The organism is Bacteroidota bacterium, from assembly GCA_018266755.1.
Taxonomy (GTDB): Bacteria; Bacteroidota; Ignavibacteria; order Palsa-1295; family Palsa-1295; genus JAFDZW01.
Genome location: JAFDZW010000001.1, coordinates 343,857 through 368,881 on the forward strand (window position 1 = coordinate 343,857; position 25,025 = coordinate 368,881).

Below are 25,025 nucleotides of genomic sequence, written 5' to 3' on the forward strand. Positions count from 1 at the left end.
ACTCATGCTCGACCTGCTCTGCTGACCCCACAGAGCCGGGTTGGCGGTTGTGTGTGAACATGAATTATAAGATCCGGCAGTACGAGATGACGTCACGACGTATTGTTCCTTTGCTCGTTGCATTCATTCTCTCACTTTCTGTCGTCACAGTGTTGTTCGCGCAGACGGACAGCACGAAACAGATGATGGCCAGTGGCTTCGCTCAGACGCATGCGGAGAATGTCAAGAGTCTCAACTCGTCGAGCGACGAAGCCGCACCATTCCTGAGTGCGGACGGCAACTCTATTTATTTTTCCAGTTATCGGCTGAACAATCGGTCGGCCCTGTTCTCTGCAACCCGCTCGTCGTCTACAGAGTGGTCCGCACCAAAATTGCTGATCGAGCTCGAAGGCAAGCAAAGCATTAGTGTGCTGACGGTTGCTGCGGACGGGCGTACGGCGGTCGTCCAGTGTTGCAACCGCCCCGACGGGATCTATTCGACATGCGATCTGTACATGGGCGATCTCGACGGTGGCGAACTCAAGAACCTACGTCCCTTCGGCGCCCCGATCAACTCCGAGTGGTGGGAAGGTCAGCCCTCGATCTCGTCGGATGGCCAGTTGCTCTTCTTTTCGAGCGATCGAAAGCATGGTGAAGGCGGAAGCGACATCTATATGATGACTCGCAACAGCGCCGGCGATTGGAGCGAACCGGTAAACCTAAAGATCAACACCGGCTCCAACGAGGTCTCTCCGTTCATCGCCAGTGATAACCAGACATTATATTTTGCCTCTGACCGCTCGGGCGGACAAGGGGGATATGATATTTACGTGACCTACCGCAAAGGCGACAACGAATGGTCCGAGCCGAAGAATCTCGGTGCCGCTGTCAATACGAAGTCCAACGAATTGTTCTTTTCGATTCCGTCGCGCGAGGATGCGGTGTATGTTTCCTCGGATCGTGAAGGTGGCCAGGGCGGATTCGATATCTGGAAGATCGTCCCGAACCCGGTGAAGCCGAAACCCAAGTTTATCGCATTCAGCGGCCGAGTGCTCGATGCGGTTACCGGCCAACCGATCGCAACAAATGCCGATGTAAGCATTAATATCTCGGCGACCGGCGAAGCGATCACGAATACCGGTTCGGCCAAGAACTACAAAGCGGATGTTCCGATCGGCAAACCGATTCGTGTCACGGCCATGGCCGACGGTTACGCATCGGGGAATGTCGAAGTACAGACGCCGGATGCTTTCGACCCCAACGGATTTTCACAGGATATCAAGCTGAACCCGTCGAAGGTTCGGATCGTCGGCCACACGACCGACCTGTTTACGAACAAGAAGATCGCCGACGCAAAGGTCACGCTCGAAGAGATCGACGCCAACGGTAATTCGCTCGGGACACAATCGGTCCAGACCGACGCCGATGCCGCGTTCGGTTTCGATGCGAAAGTCGGCGCGAAGTATCGCATCGCCGCGAGTGCGAATGAGTATCAAGGCTACTATCAGCCGCTCGACGATATCCCGCTCAAGCGTGAAGCGAGCGTGACGGTCCCGAAAGAGATACGCATGACGCCGAACGAGATTAAGCCGATCACGGTCAACTTCGAAACGGCGAAGTACGATCTGATGCCGAGCCAGTTGCCGCAGTTCAACGACTTTATCCGCCGGGTGAAAGACAATCCGTACGTCAAGCTTGAAGTACAGGGATATACCGACGAGCGCGGCTCGGAAGAACTCAACCGCGTGCTTTCGGAAAAGCGCGCAAAGGCAGTGCAGGACTATCTGCAATCGCAGGGTGTGCCGGCCAATCAGTTGGCCGTTGTCAAAGGTTACGGCAAGAGCAACCCGCTCGATCCGTCGAGCAACGAAGAGGCGTGGAGAAAGAACCGCCGTTGTGAAATTCGTATCGTCGGAAAATAAGCCGCGCAAGGAGAGTGTAGGACATGAATCAACGAGTAATGCAGAGAGTTACAGCAGTGTTGGTCGTTCTGGCGGTGTTCGCCGGCGCGAATCGCTCGGATGCACAGATCCTCAGTCGCGGCGATCTCTTCGGCCCCGGTGCTCCGCCGGCGATGATCGGCGTCGAACTCGGGCTTGGGATGCACCAACAACAGGGGACGTATCAGGCGGCGTGTAGTTGCGAATTCACCGACGGTTCGATGAGCGGTTTCCTCGGCGGCCTGCTCTTCGAGCTTCCGCTCGATTACGAATGGACCCTCGGGATCGCGGCGAAGTTCGATTTCAAGGGGCTCGATAACTCCACGATCACGCAGGATACGGCCACCATGCGGTTCCTTGCGAACGATTCCGTCGCCAAAGGGATCATCCACATGCACCGGACCGGCACGGTGCGCGAGACCTTCCTGACGTTCAACCCCTTCGTCCGCTACGAGTTCTACCGCAACGGTCCGTTCGTGCAGATCGGACCTGGGATCGGCATCGTGCTCTCGAGCAGTTTCAAGCACACCCGAGAGCTTCTGAGCTCGAGCGTCCAGCTCCTGGATTCCAATCTTGTCCCCACAGGCCAGGTGATTCCGGGTGTGACGTTCGAGAATGGGACCAACAGCGAGACACTGCAGGACGAGAAAAAGGTTGCGAATATCAATACCTTGCAGATCACGCTCAATGCGTCGCTCGGCTACGATATTCCTGTCGGCGATAATGCCGTGATCGCCCCGATGGTGACGTACTCGCTGCCGTTCACGGCAGTGCGCCCGGACATCCAGTCGACCGGATGGAAAGTGTCGAGCCTGTACGTGTCGGCAGGCTTCAAGTATAAACTCGATTAGTACGAGAGGTATCGGACTTCCCCCGAAAGTCATCATCAATCTCTCGGTGTGAACAGTGTGTTGTGTGGAAGGCAGAAGTAAGAAAGGGTAGTCCAATGAAATCGAATCTCCACCTGACGGTCCTGAGCCTGTTGATGGTTATGGCCGCGCTTTCGCTCAGCGGGCGCGTCTGTGCTCAGGATCTCGAGACGCATAATGAGTTTATCTACGGCCGTGTGCTTGGCAATGACGGCACGATCGTCGTGCTGCTCCCGCTTGGCCGAGTTGGCCTCGACGCGTCCCTAAACTTCTACGACAAAAGTTTCTTCACTGCAAAGATCAACGGGCAGTACTTCACGAATAACAATGTTATCCAAAGCCCCCCGCCCGGCACGACAAAGCTCGGACCGCCCAGCCAGATGTTCATCGTCAAAGGCGCAGTCGATACGATCCGGGCAATCTGGGCGGCCCGCAACGGTGTCGATATCATTCAGGATGTGTGGCCGATCAAATTCACGAAGAGCGGACAGATCATGATGCGCTGGAGCTTCAAGAATCTTGATACATCCTCGGTGGTCCCCATACAATGCCAATGGCTCAATGACGTCGATATCTCGGACCCGAACGACAAAAACGGTCAGACGGCGAACGACGGACCGATCTTCCTGCATCGTTACGGCTACTACGACCAATGGCAGCAATATCCCGGTACGTATTCGCCGAATATCCCCTGGTTCTATATCTGCTTCCTCTATAATTTACCAGGACCGAAGAACAGCCCCGGGCTTGCGGGTCAAGGATATTTAGACAATCCTTCGATCGGGACGACCAAACCGGCTCGCATAACGATGGGCGATTGGTACACGCTGGCCCAGTCGATCTTCGGACCTCCTTCGAATATCAACACGCTCCTCGGGAAGAAACCCGGCAACGACGATGCGATGCTGATCGAGTTCAACCCGACGGCTGCGTCGAAGAATCGCACGGTCGTCGGCGGTATCACGTCGTACGGTACCGGTGAGTTCGAGCGATGCGTCGGCAATATGTTCGGGTTGGTATTTTATCCGCATCAGATCGACTGGAATAAGAGTACGATGTCGTATTCTCCGTCGCCGTTCACTGTCGAGCTGTATGCATTCGATCCGAGCCAATTCAACTCGGCAGCAAATTCGAAGTTTACTCTTACGACCTGCAACAACCTGCTCATCTACGATTCAGCGGGTACAAACCTGATCGGCACGTCGCAGACGTTGCCGCCGGACCCGGCCGGACTCTCGATCGGACCTGGTGGTGTTGGGGTGTTTGATTGGTATTTGAAGGCACAACCGGCGTATTTCTGCACCGGAAATGTCAACTCGTGTTTCAAGATCTCCGGAACGACAGCACTTGGCCCGCCGACATATACGAGCGTTCTTGGCGATACGTGCCTGTTGCCGATCACGATCGGATGTGCAGAGACCGACACGCTTCCGCCGATCCACGACGTATTCACGCACACCGACTTCGGGTCGAACGATTCGATCACCGTGCATGACGATCGTGCGAACGATAAAGGGCTCAAGAAGATCACCTGGACGCTCGCTTTTGGCGGCCCGGCCAGCAACTTCACGATTACTATGTCGGACTCGATCCAACCGTGCTTCAACGATAAGGCCAAGCACCTGATCGTCATTCACCAGATCGATTCGCTCATCGGCGGTTGCTTCGATTTCAAGTTCGAGGATTGTCTCGGTAATATCAGCGACACGACCGTTTGCTTCCCGGCACATCCGAAGTACATCGTCCCCGATACGCTGAAGCCCGCGATCAAAATAACCTATTATGGCAGCTACGACAGTACGCTGTTGTGCAATACCCGCATCGATTCGATCCTGACAAGCGACTTCCGTCAGTACGATGTTGGCATCGACAGCATCTACTTGCTGGATTCGAGTAACATGTACATGTTGCCGCCGTCGAAGACCTTTAGTCCGCCGAATAACTTCAATCCGTTCCGGTTCGGCGTACACGTGCGTGACTCGATGCAAGACGGACACCTCTGCCTGCGCATCAAGGATGCTGCGACACCGAAGGCGAACTACATCGACACGTGCGTCTACTATTGCACGATCAAGGATACGCTTGCTCCGCGCATTTCGATCTCGCAGGTTTCCCTGTATCCGCCAACGTGGACAGTCTATGTGCATGACGACACGGCGTGGGATCGCCACATCAATCAGATCACGATCGTAAACGCGGTGAACATCAAGCCGGTCACAGGGCTTGGCGCTGCAACCGGACAGGGACTCTATATCTTCCAGGTCGAAAAAGCGGACACGACGTTGCCTGCAAGCTTCTGCGTCAAGGCATCGGACCTTGCGGGGAATGTCAGTTCGGATAAGTTCTGCGCGTCGAGCAGTGTCGATACCGATGCAAAGGCGCCGAATATCGGCTATAGCCCCGATCCGCGCACGAACCCGACCCAGTTGATCGTCAATGTCAACGACATCCACTTCAACGATCCGCCGGCGAATACCAGTAAGTACGTCTGGGATACCGGTGTCGATTCGGTGTGGTTCACCTGGGGACCGGATCCGTCGAAGCCCGGCATCATGGAGCCGTATTTCCCGGCGACCGGCAGGAAGTTCAATTGCGACACGACGCAGTTGCCGCCGATCGTGCTGACGGTGATCGATAGTTTGAATGCGGACTCGATCCCGACATGTATCACTATTCACGCACGCGATTGCCACGGCAACGATTCGTCGTGGATGTGGTGCTATCCGTTCACGCCGGACCTGGCGCCGCCGAACATCGTCGCACAGTATCTCAACAAGCAGACGGTACAAGTGACACTCAAGGACGACTCGCTCTACGATCGCGGGCTTCGTTCGGTGTCGTTCGCAAACGGTGCGTTCAATCTGCAGAATGTGAACATGACGCTCAATCGCCTGCCGGATACGACGTTTATCATCACGCGCACGAACCTTGCGCAATCGGCGGCGGCGACGATCAACTCGATCGATTACTGGGGGACATTGTTCGCCAGCGAGCTCGCACAGCATAGCGCCTCGACCGGGATCCAGATGTGGATTCAGGATCTGGCGATGAAGAAGGGCGAGTTGACGCGGCAGGCACAGACGTTCGATCTGCCCGTGTACATCGTCAAGAACGATACCGTGTCGCTCGATCGCAAGGGCATTCGCAGCTTCAAGTTCAGATTCACGATGAGCGGTGATATCAGCCAACTGACATTCGCGGGCGTCAAAACCACCGGCACACTGACGGCATCGAATTGGACTGTCACACCGCAGCCGGTAGGGAGTACTGTGACTATTACTGCAACGGCCGCACCGGGGACGGTGCTGACACAGCCGACCGCTCTCGATACCGTCCTGCTCTATCTGAGCTTCACGACCGCTGCGAGCGAATCGACGAAAGACGTAACGATCTCGATCGACACGCTCGGTGTGACCGGAGGTTCGGAATACGTCGTCTATAACGGGTATGCCGATACCGTTATCAAAGGCTACCATGGTCTCTCGACCATGCCGCCGCCGTGGGGTTCGATGGAAGGATCGCATATCGTTATTGTCGGTTCGTGCGCTCCGTCGTTGCAGTCGCCCGACAAGAACGTCCGGATCGTTTCGCTCGATGTTCCGATGCCGAATCCGGTATCGCGTAGTGTGAACTTGCACTACACTGTCGGCGAAGAAGGCCCGGTTCGTCTTGGTGTCTATGATATGCTCGGCCGACAGGTCAAAGAGCTCTTCAACGACACGCAGAAGCAGGGTGTGTACGATCTGCCGTTCGACGTTCGCGAACTGCCGGACGCACAATACACCATCCGCCTCGAAGCGAATGGTTCGGTGATCACTCGGAAGGTCACCGTGCAGAAGTAATTAGCGTACAAACGCGCTCATGAACACGCTCTCCGGCATGCCGGGGAGCGTGTTGTTTTAAACGGGTCCTGTGCAAACCATTTCGGGGCGGGACTGTTAGTACTGATGTAGCGACATAGGAGGTACGCCACATGGGTCTACATCATCATCTTAGCTTCCTCCCGATCCGCCGAACCTGTTGCGGACTCTTGGCGATTCTTGCCCTTTCTGTTTCATTGGCTCATGCTCAGAAATCTCCGGTAGTGCGCTCGAAGTATAGCATGATGCTGCCGAATGCACTCGACGGCACGACATCCAACAAATTTGTATTTGGCCGCGTGAGCCAAAGCGACGGCACGATCTGGGTACAGCTTCCCGATGGCAACCCGAATTACGTCGGGTATCTTAATTACCGCGAACAATGTTTTTTCTCGGCAAAGGTGATTGATCGGGTATTCACCAACAATCCGTATGTCTCGGGCGCCGCGAACACGTACTCGTTGAATTCTCCGGATACTCTCATTAAGAACGCCGATACCGTTCGTGCGGTGTGGACCAATCGAAACGGCGCGGATATTATTCAGGAGATCTGGCCATACGCATTCGAACGAGCGGGACAGATCGTGATGCGCTGGAGTTTTCGCAACCGCAATCCATCGGTGCCGATCTCGGTACAATGTCAGTGGCTCAATGACGTCGAACTCGATGACCCCAATGACACACTCTATCTCAAAGTCCCGCACCTCGGCCACAAGATCCGCCATTCCAACGACGGACCGACCATCTTGACAAATGTTAGCTACCGGGATAGGTCACAACAATGGACCAATGCAGGGACGATGCCGTGGATGTACATGGCATTTCTGTTCGATCTGGCGGAGCAACCCGGACGGCCTGCGCTCACGAGCCTCGGGTATCTCGACAACAAAGAGCTTGGTACGACGAAACCACTTCGCGTGACGATTGGCGATTGGCCGACACTCTCGACGAGCGCCTGGGGAGTAGCGCCAGGACACCTCATCGGTCCCGTGCTCGGACCCGACGATGCCGTTCTCATCGAGTTTATACCGACACAAGCCGGAAGCGGCATCACGGTCGGCGGAGTAACGTCGTACGGCACGAGCGATTTCGAGATCTGCCATGGCACGATGTTCGGGCTGCTGAAATACAAAGAGTTTTTACCACTCGACAAGACTCGGCAAGCGTACGATCCGACGCCGGTGCGAATCGACTTCCTGCCGGTGAACGACACGACCTTCACGAGCGATTCGCTTCGGTTCTCATTGACGGTCGGTCCGCATCTTTCGCTTTGCGATGCGGCGAATACAATATCGTACGGCACAACGCAATTGTTGCCGATAGAAACTCAACCCCCGCTTCGGATGGCACCGGGAGATGTTGACGAACTCGTCTGGTGGGCAAAAGCATCGCCCGTGTATTTCTGTAAGGATACATTCGTGAGCGAACTCAAAATCGCGGCGACCGGCGGCATCGACGGGCATCCCCCATACCACTCCGATTTCGATGTGAACGTCGATACGTGCGAGCATCCGATCAGGCTCGAATGCGCCGAAACCGATACGCTGCCGCCGTTGCACGATGTCCTTGCGGCGACGACAGTACCGGGCACGATGACGATTACCGTTCATGACGACCGCAAGACGCCGATCCTCGATCGCGGACTCGATACCGTCTGGTGGCAACCGGATCGAAACACCGTGCCGTACGTATCGAATTTCTCGATCGCATTGCTGGATTCGATTCGTCCCTGTTATGCAGACACATTAAAGCATCGCATTGTCTTTACGCAGCGCGATTCTACGATTGGGGGATGTTTTACGTTCTTCTTCCTCGACTGCATGGGGAATCTGAGCGATACCGAACTATGCTTCACGCCTCATCTGCCGCCTACGCCACCCGATACGCTGCCCCCCATCATTAAAATTATCGAACAATTCGGCCAAACCGATGACCGACCGTGCAGCGTGAAGATCGATTCGGTACTTGCAAGCGAAGTCCGTAATCACGATCGGAAGATCGATAGCGTCTATGTGCTGGGTTCGCCGAATAATATGGCGATGAATCCGAGGTTTCAGCACTTTGCGAATCCTGTGCCCGTCGCACGCTTCGGCGTGCATGTGCTCGACTCGATGCACGACGGCGACATCTGTATCCGCGTCGTCGATGCCGCCACGCCGCCGAATCACACTGATACGTGTTTCCGTTATTGCACGACGCCGGACACGCTGGCCCCGCTCGTGAAGATAAGTCCTGTCACGCTCGTGAAATGGCAATGGCAAGTGGACGTCGATGAATCGCGACCATGGGATCGGTTGATCGACACGATATTCGTGTACTATGATCCAGCGAAGTTCACGTTTCCGCCGACGCTGCAACCGCCGCAGCCGTCCGTTACGAAAGGATTGAATCACTACACATTCATTGTGCAAGCGATCGATACGTCGGGTACTGCGTCGTTCTGCGTGCGGGCGAACGATCTTGCAGGAAATATGAGCGACACGGTCTGCACAGGGTTCGAAGCGGAGCCGGACATTCTCGCACCGAACATCGTCTTTGAGCACAATCCGAACGTCAACGCACCGAGCATGGAGTTCGGGATCAATGATATCCACCTCGTCGGTCCGCCGCCATACACGACCCGCTATGTGTGGGATAGGGGAGTAGACTCCGTGTGGTTTACGAACGTGCGGGGCATTACGATCCCGTGGATGAGTGTTAAAGTAGCATGTATCGATTCGCTGCCCCACTTTGTGTTGTCGGTGACGGATACGGTCGCACTCGATACATTGCCTGCCTGCGTCACGATCAACGCGCTTGATTGTGCAGGTAATCTTGCCACGCAGGATTGGTGCTACCGATACAATCGCGACGCTCATGCTCCGAAGATCGTCGCGCATTACCTCGACCGTCGGCGCATCCAAGTGACGGTTACGGATTCCGCGTTGTATGACCGGGGCAACGGAACGGTCAGCACCAGCGGCGAAGTCAATATCGATCCCATCGCAGCGACGCCTACCGCAGAGGCGGTAAGCACGCTCATACTACAGCGACCGCTGGTAGGGCAGAGCTCGCATGCATCGGTCTCGGCGCTGGATCGTTGGGGCTCGGTCTTTCTTGCCGACATGCCGACACATACGGCCGAAGCGCCGATCGATGTTCGAATACAGGATCTTGCGTTGGGTAGAAGCGAAGTCGTCCGTCACAATACCGAGCTCGATATCCCCGTGCGGTTCGTGCAGAATGATGCTACGGATGTCATGCGCAAGGATATTACATCGTTCCTGTTCAGCTTTACGATTCAACCGCAGAGCCTCGGGTTGAAATTCATCGGCGTAACGACCGCGGGTACGGCAACGGCGAATGGTTGGCAAGTAGATACGCTCACGAAGGGTATCTCCTCTGTGATTATGGCTCAACAACTGCCGGGTGGTTCGGCTCTGAGCTCACCGCCCGATACGTTGCTCTTCCTGCGCTTTGCCGCTATCGGAAGCGATACGACAGAGGTGGTTCGTATTTCGGTCGACCAAATCAACGGAGAGACGGTCATCTACAATGGTGGAAGGGACACCACGATCAATGGCCTGAATTCCGTCTCGATCATGCCGCCGCCGTGGGGGTCGCTCAGCGGAACGCAGATCGTGATTGCCTCGACGTGTGCGCCGATTCTTGGGGCTGACTCTACGCTGGCAACAAGGATCTCGCTCGACGAGCCCTCGCCCAATCCGGCAAACGCTACGGCACACATCCACTATACGCTCGCACAGACCGGACCGGTTCAGATCGGCATCTTCGACATGCTCGGACGGGAAATTCGGAGAATCACCGACCGCACGCAAGTGCAGGGTTCGTACGATATCTCCGTATCAATCGACGACATCGGTGCGGGTCAATACATCATCCGTCTCGCAACGCAAGACGGAGTCCTGACGCGGCTCTTCGTCATCAGGCGATAACGTATTTCCGATGGTCTCGCTGTTACCGACGACGTCCCGATACGACGATGCCGGTACGTAATGTATGCCCCTCGATCAGCGCGCGGGCGGTGAAGAGGCCGGCGCCAAGTATCTTCCCATGTTCATCGCGTCCGTCGAACGCAAAGCCTCTGCTTCCGACAAATCGGCCCGATTGAGCGAGCGAACGCACGAACCTGCCGCGCGAATCGTAGATGGCAATATCCGCAACGTGCTCGTAGTCGTCGGGTGCGCGAACATAAATGGTAGTATAGTCGTCGAAACCGTCGCCATCGGGTGAAAATGAATGTGGTCGCGCATCGACCGTAAATGTCTCACCGACGCTGTCGACGCTCACGGAGTTCTTTTCGTATGGAGTAGCGCCGCGAGGATCGACACATGATCCCCAATTTTCTGCTACGCTACCTGGCAGATCGGCGTGCTTTCGTTCGAGCGAGATGCCTGTCGATGAGCTCGTTAATTGTGTAGAGAGTGAGGATGGGTCGAGTGTCACAGAATCGACGACCGAGCCGAATGGATCACGCAGCACCACGCTGCAATTCTCGAGCCCAAGTTGTAGCGAAGGAACATCGAGCGTATCCGTCGGGCCAAGGTTTAGCGGCGGCGGATCGGTAATGGGTATCGATGCGGCGATCACCCCATATTCGAGCGGACGAATATGCATCGAATGCATGTAGAACACATGGTCGGAATCGTCACGGCGCACAACGAAGCGGCTTCCGCTCAGATCGACGGCCGAAGGACTTTGATTATCGAGTTCGACCCACTGCGGCAACCCCGCATTCGGCGCATACATCAATTCGTTGATCACAAGTGTCGCTTCCGGGATCGGAATCTGCAAATGTGTGTGCAGGGTATCGTTACTCGGAGTTTCATCCCCTGCGACCGTAACGGTTGCACTGAGCAATGCGCGACCGAGCGTCGCGGTGAACCACTCGATCGGAATAGACCGGTGCGACAACGGCGCGATTGAATCCGTCACGATGCCCTGTGTGATATCGAACGCGGAGCCATCTTCTCTGAGACGATATGATACTCCTGCAAGCGGCAAACGACCACGGTTGATAATCTCAAGTTGCAGGTATGCGGTTGACGTTCGCAGAGAATCGAACTCGATCGAGGACACGGCAATATCGCGGTCTCGCCGCCGCACCGAGTTCGGCATGCCGGGCGTGGCGCCGTTGCGGTCGGTGCATTCTTCGAGATTACTGGAATCTGCCAGGGCAAATGCATCGATGCGCTCGAGCGAGCGTCCGTGTGCGCCGCCTTCAGAAGGGGAGTAGGCGACGCTATCGACAAGTATTCCGTTCGTGTCGCGAAGGGTAACGATGTCGCCGGTATTGTTGAGCGTACTGATGGCGGCTTGCATCATTGGTGCTGCGATCGATGGATATCGTTGGCGAAGTAACGCCGTGTCCTTTGTCACGACGACAAATCCGTGCCCGGGCACAAACATTGCCGGGAAACGTACGGATCGGACCGCATCGCCGAGCGTGTATGCGTGTAACTGTGCAGAGTCATCCGTGATATTCACAAGCTCAACCCACTCCGGCTCCGGTGCGATGGGAGCATACATGATCTCGTTGATGACGACGTGCGGCTGTGCAACGATGTCCGCCGCAGCAACGATACAACAAAGCACTATCAATAGTACCGAACGCATTGGTATTCAATGCCTTAAGGTTCTTCACTAATTGGCGCTGACAACCCCGGACCGTAGGCAAGGTGCCCACAGTCTCTGAATAAAAGATACGAAAAAGTCGCGAAGGCTGGGCTAATATTGATCCGGTTTGAACACTTTATGAAGCCGTCATTCTGAGCAACGCGAAGAATCCCTTTAGCGGAGCCTCACCGCGTTTCATCAGGGGATTCTTCGCGGAGTTTACACTGAGCAAAGCGATTGTGCGCAGAATGACGTAGTTTGCATGTGTTAGGCTAAACCACATCCCACCAACCCACAGCCAAACCCAAAGGGGGCTCCCCCTGTTATGGGTAGCTGTGAAGAACGAACAAGAAAACGGCCGACGCAAGCGCGTATCCATCGTTACCCTCGGATGTGAGAAAAATACTGTCGATTCCGAGATCCTAATGGGCGGGTTGCGCCATCATGGCGTCGAACTGATTTCGGATCCCGAGTCAGCGGAGATCGTCATTCTCAATACCTGCGGTTTCATCGAAAGCGCGAAGCAGGAGTCGATCAATTCTATCCTCGAAGCGCTCGAACTGAAGAAGAACGGGCAGGTTCGCGACGTCTATGTCGCCGGATGCCTCTCGGAGCGATATCGCAGTGAACTCCAAACCGAGATTCCGGAGGTCAGTGGCTACTTCGGGACGCAGGATTTCGAGAATATCATTAAGTCGATCGTCCCGACGGCCGATCTCGGCCCAAACCTGAAATACGACCTGCTCGGCGATCGAGTACTGACGACGCCGAAGCATTACGCGTACATGAAGATCAGCGAGGGGTGCGACAACCCGTGCTCGTTCTGTGCGATCCCCATTATGCGCGGCGGTCACCGCTCGAAGTCGATCGACGAACTTGCATTCGAAGCCATGATGCTCGCGAATGCGGGGGTGAAGGAGATTGTGCTGATTGCGCAGGATCTTACCTACTACGGCCTCGATCTCGAAAATCGCCGTATGCTCTCGGATCTGTTACAACGATTGGTGAAGGTCAACGGGATCGAATGGATACGGCTGATGTATGCCTATCCCGCGAAATTTCCGATGGATATTCTCGACGTGATCGCGGGTGAAGAAAAGATCGTAAACTATCTTGACATTCCGGTGCAGCACGCAAGCACGGAAGTGCTCAAGTCGATGCGTCGGGGCATTTCGCGCCGTGCGACCGAGGATCTGATCGGTGCAATCCGAGCGAAAGTACCAGGCATTGCATTGCGGACGACACTGATCACAGGATACCCAACCGAGGGCGAAGCGGAATTTGCCGAGTTAGAAGATTTTCTCGAGACCATGCAGTTCGACCGTCTCGGCGTCTTTACCTACTCGGTCGAAGACGGTACGACGGCCGTCCCGCTTGGCGACCCGGTCCCGCGCGAAGAGAAACTGCGACGACAGGCGCGCTTGATGGAGGTTCAGCGAGATATCTCCTACGACAAGAATCAACAGAAGATCGGCACGACCCTCCGGGTTCTTGTTGAGCGCGAAGAAGACGGCGCGTATTTCGGCCGCAGCGAAGCCGATGCGCCCGAGGTCGATGCGGAGGTCGAGATCTATTCCGAAGAGCCGATCGAACTCGGTTCGTTTGTCAATGTGCGCATCACCGAAGCCGGAGATTTCGACCTGACGGGAGATCGTGCGTAGAAGTCTGCCGCATCTTGTCGTTTTCGTAGTCTGCCTCGCCGCGTTCACACGTGTGCATGCGCAGGATTCGACGTTCAACCGCAATAACTTTCAGTACGATGTCGTCTCGTTTCGGTTAGGGGCGGCAACGGATTCCGTTCGTACCGACATCTATATCGCCGTTCCCTACTCCTTCCTGTTCTTTCAGAACGCCGTCGATAAGTATGTTGCCGATTATCGTGTATCGATCGAGATTCGCGATTCGACCACCGATAGCATCGTCTTCACACACTCGAACGATAATAGCGTCGTCGTTCCGACGGTAGTGATGGAGAAACTGCGGGAGCTCGATCAATCGAGAGCCGATGCGTCGCAGCAGCGGGTTCATTTGGCCTCGGGACATACCTACGTGATCCACCTTGCGGTCAACGATCTGTCGAAGCGCGATCATGCGGCGGCGGACATTACGCTGCACACGCCGTCGTTTTCGGCCGCAGGGCTTGCGATGAGCAGTGTGTTGCTCTTCCGCTCGCATTCCGGCGCGAGAATGGTACCGAACATCGGCGAGGATGCGACCGACCTTACACCCGTCGACGGCGGCGCATTCTTCGAAATCTATAACGCACCGCAGAGCACACCATTATGGGTGGTGCATGTACTCACCGACGTCAATGGCGCAGAGGTCTCGCGTCATGTTGAAGTATTAGTGCCGGATGGAACACCACGCCAATCGGTGTTTACGAAGGTGATCGACGACGACCTCTGGAGCGGAAGCTACCGGCTTCGAACATATATCGTCGCGAATGTGGGAGATACAGCGGACGAGCCGAACCGATTGGAGGAAGTCGCGCTCGTAAAGAACCGCCGTCGCCTACGCATCAACGGCGGACACGGTATCCCGCTCGTGTCGAACGATCTGGACGAAGCCATCGACCAACTCACGATTATCTCTTATGGCGGCAGCTACGACTCGCTGGTGAACGCACATACATCCCAGGAAAAACGACGGGCGATCCGAGAGTTCTGGGATAAGATGAATGTCTACAGGGGCCAGGTTACCACTCGACCGATGGAGGTGTTCTATCGCCGCGTCCGCTATGCGATCTCGCATTATACACAGGGCATGCAGGGGTGGCGCAGCGATCGGGGCAGGATGTACATTATTTACGGCGAGCCGACTTCGATCGACCGTAATACCTATAGCGCCGGGCAGAAGCCCTACGAACTCTGGACGTACTACGACCTGAACCTTCGGTTCTATTTCGTCGATCAATTTCTGATGAACGACTACCGCCTGAATGGTCCGTTTCCTGCGGCCGGGACGTTCTATTGGGAACGTGACGGACAATAAGTTGCTCCGGGCAAGATCCGCGCGCGTGGCAGACTCGTCGTCGTAACTTTGCATGTGCGTACCAACTGTGATCGATGCAACAACCCTTCTTCATCTTTTCTCGCGCATGCGCAGATCTCGGCTCGACCGAATTGGCGTCACTTGCCGCAAAACAAATTCGCGCTGCATTCAAGACGATGCGTGTGCATCAATTCCCGCTTGTCAGCGGCGAGACGGGCACGATGGAACAACTCGTGACGTCGTCGCTCGGCTCGTTCCTCGAAGTCGAAGCGACGGCCGCCAGCGGCGAACAGTTGATCGTGCCGATCGGGTTTACCGGTGAGACCGGGACGCTCGGAATCATCGAGATGATCGCCGTTGCGCGTCGTCCCGACGAGCCGCTATTTCGTCGCAGTGGAAAAGGAAAGCATCTCGATCACCTCGGTTCGACCTTCGGTGTCGGCGAACTCATCCGCGACGTGCTCGACGAAGGGGCACATTCGGTGCTGCTCGGGTGGGAAGAGCCGCTCGCACGCGATGCGGGCTTCGGGATGGCGCAGGCGCTTGGTGTGAAGTTCTTCGATAAGAACGGCAAAGAATTGGATTTTCGGGGCGAGACGTCGCTGCACGATGTCGCGTCGCTCGATCTGAGCGGACGATCGAGCGAGCAGCTCTTCGCAAAGTTTTATCTGATGCGCTCCGAGTCGATCCCGGCGCCGAAGCGGACGCAGCAGTTGAGTGTCGACGATCTGGTCTATGAACAGGAGCTGACACGGATCGCCGAAATACTCCGGCGCGATCTTGGCCTGAGCGTGCCGAACATCGAGATCGATTATAGCGGAAGCTGCATCGAGTTCGGCGCGTCGGTGTTTTTGAATGCAGAAATAAAAGACGGTGCGACGCTGGCATTCGAAGTCGAGAATCTGCCGATGCGTCTCGCCAGCGACGGGGGAACGGCAATCTTCTTTGCCGAGCAGCTGGAAGACGTGGCAAGCGAAAAAGCGCCGGCGTCGTCGAAACAAGTGATGCAATGGCTCGAAGAGTATCATGTACCGACCGTCGTGATCACGAACCAGTCGTTCAAGAGCGCCGCGGAAACCCGGTACAAGAAGAAGTATTCGACGATTCAATCCATCCATGCGCTCGCTGATGTGCCGCTGTTTTTTGAGCCGCTTGCGCCCGATGCGCCGGCCGACGTGCGTCGTCGGTATCTTGCGGCCCGGCTCGAAAAGCTCTTTATGCGCATCGGCGAAGGCGCGAGCGTCGGGGTCTAACCGCATGCATCGCCGTGCGGCCGTGTTCATGCTCGCACTGATTGTATTCGGCTGTGGTGAGATGGCTCGGGCACAATCAGTCGTCGCGGCGATTGGGCAGATCGTTACCGAGAGCATTCTGCCGGGCGGATATACTGCCGGGGCCGAACTTCGTACATTCCTGCGATCGAACACCTGGCGCGCCTACGCCGCCACACGACCGGACTCGACACTGATGAACGATATCTTTTCGCTCGCATTCATGCGTAGCGGTGGTAACCGTCGCGAAGCCGTCTTCGCATCGGCGCTTGCTGTGCTCGAGCATCGGACCATCCCACTACGGCTGCCGTTCGGCGGGGAGCTCGACCTTCCGCTGACACTCGAAACCGAGACGAACTTCGAACGTCGCGTCGCATCATTACCGACGCACGTATATTCGGAGCGCGTCGAAGACCGCGACAAATTGCAGCATTTCTTTTTTTCGGCGTATCTCGAGCAGTCGATCGGCACGTCATGGATCGTATCGGCGCTCGGCTCGCTGATCGAGACTGGTGAAGAACTCTTTGTGATCGGCGGCGCGAACGACGCTCGCGATCGTCACGCAAATGCCGATGGTGTTCGCTTCGCACGAGCACTGGCTCGCGACCCGAATGTTCGGCCCACCGATTGCCTGACGCCGAATCCATAATGTACACAAAAGCAATCGGCGTCTTGCACAACTTTTCATTTCCGGTTGTTCCTATTCGTACGATGAAGACCACACGATCGATCATACGATATGCGTTGCTGGCCACGCTGCCTCTGCTCGCTGCATGTAAAGGCATCGGATTCCGGCACATGGAAGGCGCTTCGGAGAAAGCAACGGTGCAGAGCGCAAACGAGACGCTGCAGCAGATAGAAGTGGCGCTCGAACGGTATCACGAAGTCAATCACCGCTACCCGCAGGCAACGGATCTCTCGCTTTACGACTCGCTCCGCGATTACTTCCTCATTCCCGTCGACGCGGCGAACCTCTATCGCAACGAGAACGACCAGGCTACATACGTGGCCGTTGGCGGAAGGAAGAACAAGATCATCTACCATTATCCGGCAACGCTCGGCTCGGGCGAGTACACGCTGTACTGGATCGGCTTGAACGCAGTCGATGAAGAAGGCAGGGGCGACGACATCTTTGCCACGCCCACGTCCGCACAGAAACAACTATCGCGTCGTGTGTTCGTGGACTTCCGCAACGACAGCGCGAAAGTGGAGTTCGTACTCTCGGCCACTGGCGGCGATGCGCGCAAGGATGAGGCGGTGTTCGTGATCCGAAGCGGGAAGACTACGATCTACGAAGATCGTTGGGCGATGTCGGCATATACGCGGAATCGTCCCGACTTGAGCGAACGCGAACGGCAAGAGGTCATGAACGCGGAGTTCGATCGCTTCCTGCGTCCGACCCATTTTAATTCGGTAGATTCACTGGCAAAAAATCCCGGCTCGCTGCTGACGCGTCGGATCGACTCGAAAGATTTCTCGGATCTCGCAAAGGCGAAACTACCGGTCTTCACATACTACTCCGCCGGCGAGGGCGCAAAAGCCGTCTATTGGAGTGTGAAGGCAAAGAAAGTCGTCGTGATCGAACTCGGCTCCTGATGCTGCTACTTCTCGGCTTGTTACTCCTGCAAGGATCCGTGCCCGCAACAACGGCGCCGGATTCTGTTAGTATTTTCGAACGGCACAAACCCTTCGGGGTCGTGCTTCGCACGGTACGAGATAGTGTGCACATGATCGACGACTCCTCGTATCAGACCCTGCAGGTCGAGACGACGCCGTCGAAGCGATTTTCGAAGATCATGGTGCGCTTCGGTGTCTATCAGAATGGCAAACGTCTGTTCTTCGATCAGTGGCCGGCCGAGAGCTACTTCGAGGCCCGCGACAAACTCGCCGACACCGTCAAGTGGCGGCGATTGGAATACCTGATGAAAACCTTCTTCATCAACCAGAATTTTACCAATAGCGGCGACGAACCGCTCGACTCGATCCTCTCGCGTACTGCTGCGGCCGAGATTGCGCCGGCAAGTGCGCAAGCACGAGAGTTCGATGCAGCGCCGCATCGTATTTTTTCGGTCTATGGCGGACGCGACCATCTCTACGCCATCACATGGCTGGGGTCGAAGCGACGGTTTGTGAAGGTCTGGAAGAACTAACGCAGACAGAGTCTACCCGTGCAATACGCAAGCAACCATCCGGGTCTCGTACTTCCCGTTTCGTTCGAAGCGGAAGTCACGGCACGCGTACTCGCAGGGGATCGGCGAAATTTTCTCTACATTGTACCGACGGCTGCCGAGGCGCGAGATCTGATCAACCGCATTACCGCTCTTTGCAGAGATCGTGCGCTGATGCTTCCGCATATTCTCTCGCTCGGTGAATTCATCACTGCGCTGCGCACGGTCGTTCGGCCCCAATTACAATTGATCAGCGCCGGGCAGTCCGCCGCATTGATCGAGCTGTCGATCCGCGAACTCTTCGCTCGTGGAGCGCTGCACTATTTCGAAGAACGTTCGTCCGCGGGGCCTGGGCTGCCGCTATTCCAGGGGACGTTCGACGAGATCGTCGCAGCCATTAACGGATTGAAAGAACAGGGTGTATCGGTCGAGCGGCTCGGCGAGTTGCTTGAACGCGCCCCGCAGGAGAATTCCGAACGGCGCAAATTGCAGGATATTCACGCTATCTATAGTGCATACACCGACCGTATCCGCGATTCGCTGGTCGATCTCTACGGACAATATTTCATCCTCATCGACCGTCTCGGTTTGCCGATCCGAAGCGGGGAGGATGCGAAAGCGCGCGAGTATGCCGCCTTTTTCCGGATGGCATTCCCGAATGTGCGCGACGTATTGATCGCACCGTTCATACGATTCACCGAACCGGCCCTCGACCTGTTGCTGCCGCTCGGATCGGTTGACGAATTGAATGTGACGTTCGCGCTCGACCGCGAGAACGTAAACCCCGAGCTATTCCGATTTCAGAATACGCTTGCCGATATTCTCGAAGAACGAGGCTTCGTGATTCAGGCTCGCGCTCATGGGCCGGCCGAAGGCATCGAGCAATTTCGCAGTCATCTTCGGCGCTCGCTCTTTTCTCGTCGTGCGAGTGCGGATCCGTTCGATGCAAAGACCATGATCGCCGAGCATCGTGCAATTTCGATCGAAGCCGAGGTGCGCTTCGTCGCTCGGCAGGTGAAGCTGCTGTTGTCGGCTGACATGGCGCCCGAGATGAAACAGATCGCGATCGCATCGACCGATCAGGCGCTCTATGCTCCTCTTGTTCGCTCCGTCTTTGAGGAATATGGCATACCGGTGCAGCTCACGCATCGATCCATGCTTGCACAACTGCCGATCTATCATGCGTTCGAGTACCTACTCTCGCTCGCATTGTTCGGTCTGAGCAGACGCCGCGTTCGCTCGGTAGTCGAATCGCCGTACTTTACGATTCGCGACGCGCACGGCGAGCCGATCGACCGGCATGCGCTGCTGGCGGTGATGACGCGGCATCATCTGCCGCAGGGATCGGCAGAGTGGAGCTCGGAGATCGAAGAACTCATTGCAGACGTCGAGTATCGGTTGACAATGGTCTTCGAGGACGAATTCGAGAGACGAACGCTCGAAGACGATCTGAGCGAACTTCGTCGTTCGCTGGCTCCCGTTCGGCGGCTCGAAGCGTTCATTGTTGCCGGACGTCAGCAGCGTACGCCGTCGGAATTCGTGCGGTTCGTTCGCGAGACGCTGCACGAACTCGATCTAGCGGGTTCGGTCGTTCGAACTGCCGATCTGATGCTTGGCGCCGGAGTGCTCGAAGAACAAACGCGCGCGCTGGCGGCGCTCGAATCGTTGCTCGACGAACTCGAATCGCTCTGCGCAACGCTGGGGCTCGCGAACACGCCGCTCGAACTTGGGTTCTACCTCGAACGCTTACGCACAGCCTCGACTCGCGCACGCAGCGCCGAGCGCGCGGAGCCCGGCAGCGCAGTGATCGTGACGTCGTTCGATCAGCTCTATGGCAATGAATACGATCACGTCTTTTTGATGGGTTTGCGTGAAGGCTTATTCCCCCGGGCCTATCGTCGGGCGCTCTTTGCGCCGAAGGAGCATTCGAAGACCCACGACGTACATCTGGTCGAGCAACGATTTGAATTCTACCAGACGCTCGCTACCTTCCGAACGCACCTAACACTTTCGTGGCATACAGGCACCGAAGAGGGGACTCGGGCATATAATCGGTCGCTTGCACTCGATGCGTTGCGACGGGTAGTGCATTGCGACGAAGTCGTGGATACGAACACGACGGTATTGTCGCGGCCCGAATTCTATCGTCTTGCAGCAACCGCCGTTGCTTCCGGCTCTCCCGAGCAGCTCGAAGCGTTGCTCGCCGTTGCAACCGACGCAGGGTTGGATCAATCAACCGCTCGCACACTGCGTACATCCGAACGGGCGATCGTTGCCGCCGAACAGATGCGCAGGCATGATGCTGCAAACGTGTTCTCCGGCGTTCTGCCAAAGTCGGATTTCGACAAGGAAGAGCGCGACCGATTGGATATATACCGCGATCATGTGTATTCCATCACACAGCTTGAAACGTATGCGGCATGCGGATTCAAGTACTTCTGCCGGTATGTACTCGGGCTCTCGAAGACCCAGACGGAGATCGAAGACGGGCTCGATTCGCTGGAGAAAGGGACGATCGTTCATACGAGTCTCTTCCGATTGCTCGAACGCTTGCGCGAACGAGGGCTCAATCTTCGTACGATGGGCGCCGCGGCACTCGTGAACGCACGCGAAGTGATCGACGAACTCTATCCTGAGACGTCGCTCGAACGAATGCATCCCTTCGCACGGCTCGATCACGGTCAGTTACTCGGCGCAGGCGTCGAGGGTGCGAATGTCATCGAACGATTCATCCAAGCCGAGCAAGATTCCAAGCTTCAGTCGATCACGACGCAACCTCGGTATTTCGAACTTGCATTCGGCCAGCGCGGAGCCGCCGAGCGAACCGAATATCCCGATCCGCATCCGCCGGTCGAGGTCGGAGGGATCAAACTTCGCGGAAAGATCGACCGCATCGATATGGATGACGACGGCAACTTCGTGGTCATCGACTACAAGACGGGTTCGATGGCATCGCGTGCCGATATGGAACGAGGGATCAGTCTGCAACTGCCGCTCTATGTTCGTATCGCCGAAGATCTGCTTCGCGCACATCTCGGCGACGAAGCCGTTCGGGGTGTTGCAGCGCTGTATCACTCGCTCAAGGAGACCGACAAACCACGACAGTTCAGAATCGCACTCGAAGAGGCGATCGATTCCGGTGCGATCGAACCGACGAATATCAGAAAGAAATTTGCAAGCGTCGAGGAGTTAGAGGGCTTTATCGACACCGTCATTGGCTTCGCGCAACAGTATGTCGAGGGAATCGTGGAGGGACGGTTCCAACTGGTCCGTGCCGATCGCAAGGCCGCAACCTGCTCGCGGTGCGAGTTTCAGGCAGTCTGCCGTGTGGCCCAGGCCGAGGCGGATGGGGTGCTGCCTGTGTCCTAAGATACTGGCTACGCGTTTCTCCTACCATACACCTCTCGTTGCATTCCTCTCCTCTTCGCGCATCCGTGTAGTCGTGCCCCAAATACTGCAATAGTCCATATACTCTGCAATGAGGTGCTGACTGAGTGTTATATGGTCATGCTCAACAACGCCCTGTTATTCTGAGCGAAGCGAAGAATCCCTGCGGCGGAGCCTCACTGCGTTTCATCGAGGGATTCTTCGCTTCGCTCAGAATGACGTCTTCATAGACTGTGCAAACGGAGCCACTCGTCTTCAATCCGAGCGGCATTTTTTGGTCCGTTTTTTGTTGCACCCTAACTGACGCCGGTGCCCGTGGCCCGTGTTCCCTGTGAACTGTATTGATCATTACGAGTTGCATGAAAGTATCCACCCCTATCCGTTCCGTGCTGACGGTTGCATTGTTCGTGCTCGTTGGCGCGAATGTATTGGCACAGCAGCCCCAATCGTTTGAAGCAAGTCTGTTCCGTCGCACCGTTGCACCGGCTTTGAATGCCGGAGCGCCGTTTCCAGCCGACGCCGGTTTTTTCACCATCGATCCGTATGTATTCGGACAAGCCGCGCAGTATGCGCCACCCGTTTCGCGTATCGAGAACTTCCCGCTTGGCTCAGGCACGGTCACGTTGAGCGTTTCGCAGTTCGAGGCGACGACACGCGATGCGAAGATTGTCGGCCGAACGGCAACGGGCGATATCCCGCTTGCATTGCCCGCGCATGTGCTCTTGCGAGGTGAAGTCGACGGACGAAGCGGCTCCCACGTGTACCTCGCCGTCTTCGACAAGATGGTACTCGGGTATGTCGAGCTTGTGAATGCGGACGGTTCGAGCACTCGCTATCTCGTCCAACCCGTCTCCCAGAGCGGGGAAGCTGCGACAACGATGATCTGTTATGCGCAGAATGCGATCGACCGTACGCACGACGCGTCGGCGAAATGGATCTGCGGCACGGAAGAACTTCCGGGTAACTTCAAAGCTCTCGATCGTATCGCTGCCGATATCGCCGCACCGGCCGACCCGCTCCACAATGCGAGTGTGCAGGCCAAGAACGTCCGGGTCGCAAAAGTCGATATCGAATGCGACTACAGATACTACCAGGATTTCAAGAACGATACGTCGAAGGCGCTTGCGTATGCCCTTGCGACGCTTGCTGCGTCGAGCGATATTTACGTTCGCGATCTTAATGCCGCGCTCGTATCGCAGTATTTGAAACTGTGGATCACGAACGATCCGTATCGCAACGAATCGGACACGACGATCAACGCCACGCTCGACAGTTGGACCAACTCGAACGATCTTCCGTCGGATAACCGTGCGGGCGCCATCTTACTGAGCGGCTGGAAGGGCATCGGAGGTCTGGCATGGCTCGGGACGATCTGCAGCGTAAACTCCGGTCTCGACCACGGGTACTGTGTCTGCGGTACGAACGATAATGTCACCTATCCCCGCGACGGCTTTGTGTGGGATGTCGATGTCGTTTCGCACGAGTTTGGCCACGTCGTCGGATCGCCGCATACGCACAGTTGTTTCTGGAATCCGGCGATTGACTCCTGCTATCCGGCAGAAGGCAACTGCTTCAGCGGCACTGTGCCCACAACCGGTACGATCATGAGCTATTGCCACTTGACGAGCGGCGGTGTGATCCTCAAATTCCACACGCGCAACATCCCGAAGATGCTGCAGTGGCTGCAGGCGGCGACCTGCCTCGTCAATGAGCAGTTGCCCCAAGCAAATGCGGGCCCGGATGCGTATGTCTGTGGGACGGACTCGGCAACCGTTTCCGGCTCCGGCCAATTCGGCACTCCGCCCTATGTGTATTCCTGGCGGAATATGCGTACGAACTTCATCGTGGGCTCCGATCCGTCGTTCAAGATCAAACCGAATGCAACGACGACCTATGTACTGACGCTCACGGATGCCAACAATCTGCGCACTTACGATACGATGGTCGTAAATATCGATCAGCTCAAAGCGGTCACCGGAGGAAGCCTGACGGTGTGCGGCGCAGGGCAGATCAATCTGCACGGCACGACGATTGGCGGATTCGGTGCGACGAAGAAAGGATATACATACAAGTGGGTCGAAAAGACGAGCGGCACGATCATGGGAGTCGATTCCGTGATTACGGTGCCGGTGAGCGCAACGACGACGTACACCTTCACCGCGATGGATTCGGTCGGATGTTCGTCGAGCGCGGATCTGATCGTGACGGTCGCTCCGAAGCCGGTGTGTACGGTCAACTATAGCGGACCGCTCACCGTCTGCGAGAACGACTCCGTCCAGATCGACGCTGGCAGCGGATTCAAGACGTACCTCTGGTTGAAGAACGGCTCGTCCGTTGGCGTCACCACCCAGAAGTATTGGGTCAAGGCCGCCGGTTCGTATTCGTGCCTGGTCACGAATACGGGTCAGGGATGCGAGGATACGTCGAATGCGATCGCATTCACGAAACTCACCGCGCCGACCAGACCGACGATCACACAAACGGGGAATACGTTGAATTGCCCGACCTCGGTCGAGTATGCATCGTATCAGTGGTATAAGTCCGGCTCGCTGATCTCCGGCGCGACGAACCCGACGTTTACGCCGACCTCGAACGGGCAGTACTTTGTGATCGTCACCGGGACGAACGGCTGCGAGTCGCGTTCGAACACGCTGAGCGTGACTTCCGGCGTTATCACGAAGGAGTTGGACGAACACATTTCGATCTATCCGAATCCGGCCTCGAACGAGTTGGTATTGGAATGGAACGATGTTCCGGCGTCGACGCTGATGGTGTCGGTCACTGACGCGCTCGGGAAAACCGTGCTTGCCGGAAAGCGCGTGTCGATCGGTTCGTCGAGTATTTATACGCTCGATCTTCGTTCGCTGTCGTCCGGTACGTATGTGTTGCACTACGACTTCGGGTTCGGCGAGGGCACACGCAAGTTCGTCAAGCAGTAAGCGCG

General features: G+C 56.3%; 13 protein-coding genes. 12 read left to right on the forward strand and 1 reads right to left on the reverse strand.

Annotated features, from left to right (window positions below):
* The first annotated feature begins 59 nt into the window (after positions 1 to 59).
* From JSS75_01405 to JSS75_01420, 4 genes are all read left to right on the forward strand, one after another.
* Positions 60 to 1,901: a PD40 domain-containing protein gene (locus tag JSS75_01405; protein MBS1902343.1), complete on the forward strand. Its 1,842-nt coding sequence runs from the start codon at positions 60 to 62 to the stop codon at positions 1,899 to 1,901.
* Positions 1,902 to 1,939: 38 nt separating this feature from the next.
* The gene (locus JSS75_01410; protein ID MBS1902344.1) at positions 1,940 to 2,770 is read left to right on the forward strand and encodes an outer membrane beta-barrel protein; all 831 of its coding nucleotides are present in this window, start codon (positions 1,940 to 1,942) and stop codon (positions 2,768 to 2,770) included.
* A 95-nt stretch (positions 2,771 to 2,865) separates the two neighbouring features.
* Positions 2,866 to 6,630 (forward strand): T9SS type A sorting domain-containing protein, encoded by a 3,765-nt coding sequence (locus tag JSS75_01415; GenBank protein MBS1902345.1) that lies wholly within the window; start codon positions 2,866 to 2,868, stop codon positions 6,628 to 6,630.
* A 131-nt stretch (positions 6,631 to 6,761) separates the two neighbouring features.
* Entirely contained in the window at positions 6,762 to 10,583 is a 3,822-nt protein-coding gene (locus JSS75_01420; GenBank protein MBS1902346.1) for a T9SS type A sorting domain-containing protein, read from the forward strand.
* 22 nt (positions 10,584 to 10,605) lie between these two features.
* On the opposite strand, the gene JSS75_01425 is transcribed toward JSS75_01420, so the two are convergent.
* Positions 10,606 to 12,264 carry a lamin tail domain-containing protein gene (locus JSS75_01425; protein MBS1902347.1) on the reverse strand — a complete coding sequence of 553 codons (1,659 nt, stop codon included), beginning with the start codon at positions 12,262 to 12,264 and terminating at the stop codon, positions 10,606 to 10,608.
* 335 nt (positions 12,265 to 12,599) lie between these two features.
* Here JSS75_01425 and rimO point away from each other — a divergent pair, with 335 nt between their 5' ends.
* The 8 genes from rimO (at position 12,600) to JSS75_01465 (ending at position 25,020) form a co-directional block, all read left to right on the forward strand.
* The gene (gene rimO / locus JSS75_01430) at positions 12,600 to 13,925 is read left to right on the forward strand and encodes a 30S ribosomal protein S12 methylthiotransferase RimO (protein MBS1902348.1); all 1,326 of its coding nucleotides are present in this window, start codon (positions 12,600 to 12,602) and stop codon (positions 13,923 to 13,925) included.
* A complete protein-coding gene (locus JSS75_01435) occupies positions 13,918 to 15,255 on the forward strand; it encodes a GWxTD domain-containing protein (GenBank protein MBS1902349.1) in 1,338 nt (445 codons plus the stop codon). The genes rimO and JSS75_01435 overlap by 8 nt, the downstream gene beginning before the upstream one ends.
* A gap of 74 nt (positions 15,256 to 15,329) precedes the next feature.
* Entirely contained in the window at positions 15,330 to 16,508 is a 1,179-nt protein-coding gene (locus JSS75_01440) for a glycerate kinase (protein ID MBS1902350.1), read from the forward strand.
* Positions 16,509 to 16,536: 28 nt separating this feature from the next.
* Positions 16,537 to 17,175 (forward strand): hypothetical protein, encoded by a 639-nt coding sequence (locus JSS75_01445; GenBank protein ID MBS1902351.1) that lies wholly within the window; start codon positions 16,537 to 16,539, stop codon positions 17,173 to 17,175.
* Positions 17,176 to 17,237: 62 nt separating this feature from the next.
* Positions 17,238 to 18,122: a hypothetical protein gene (locus JSS75_01450; protein ID MBS1902352.1), complete on the forward strand. Its 885-nt coding sequence runs from the start codon at positions 17,238 to 17,240 to the stop codon at positions 18,120 to 18,122.
* Positions 18,122 to 18,676, forward strand: coding sequence for a hypothetical protein (locus JSS75_01455; GenBank protein MBS1902353.1), 555 nt, complete (start codon positions 18,122 to 18,124; stop codon positions 18,674 to 18,676). Before JSS75_01450 ends, JSS75_01455 begins: the two co-directional genes overlap by 1 nt.
* An 18-nt stretch (positions 18,677 to 18,694) precedes the next feature.
* Positions 18,695 to 22,063, forward strand: coding sequence for an exodeoxyribonuclease V subunit gamma (locus JSS75_01460; protein MBS1902354.1), 3,369 nt, complete (start codon positions 18,695 to 18,697; stop codon positions 22,061 to 22,063).
* A 377-nt stretch (positions 22,064 to 22,440) separates the two neighbouring features.
* The gene (locus JSS75_01465) at positions 22,441 to 25,020 is read left to right on the forward strand and encodes a zinc-dependent metalloprotease (GenBank protein MBS1902355.1); all 2,580 of its coding nucleotides are present in this window, start codon (positions 22,441 to 22,443) and stop codon (positions 25,018 to 25,020) included.
* Positions 25,021 to 25,025 lie beyond the last annotated feature (5 nt).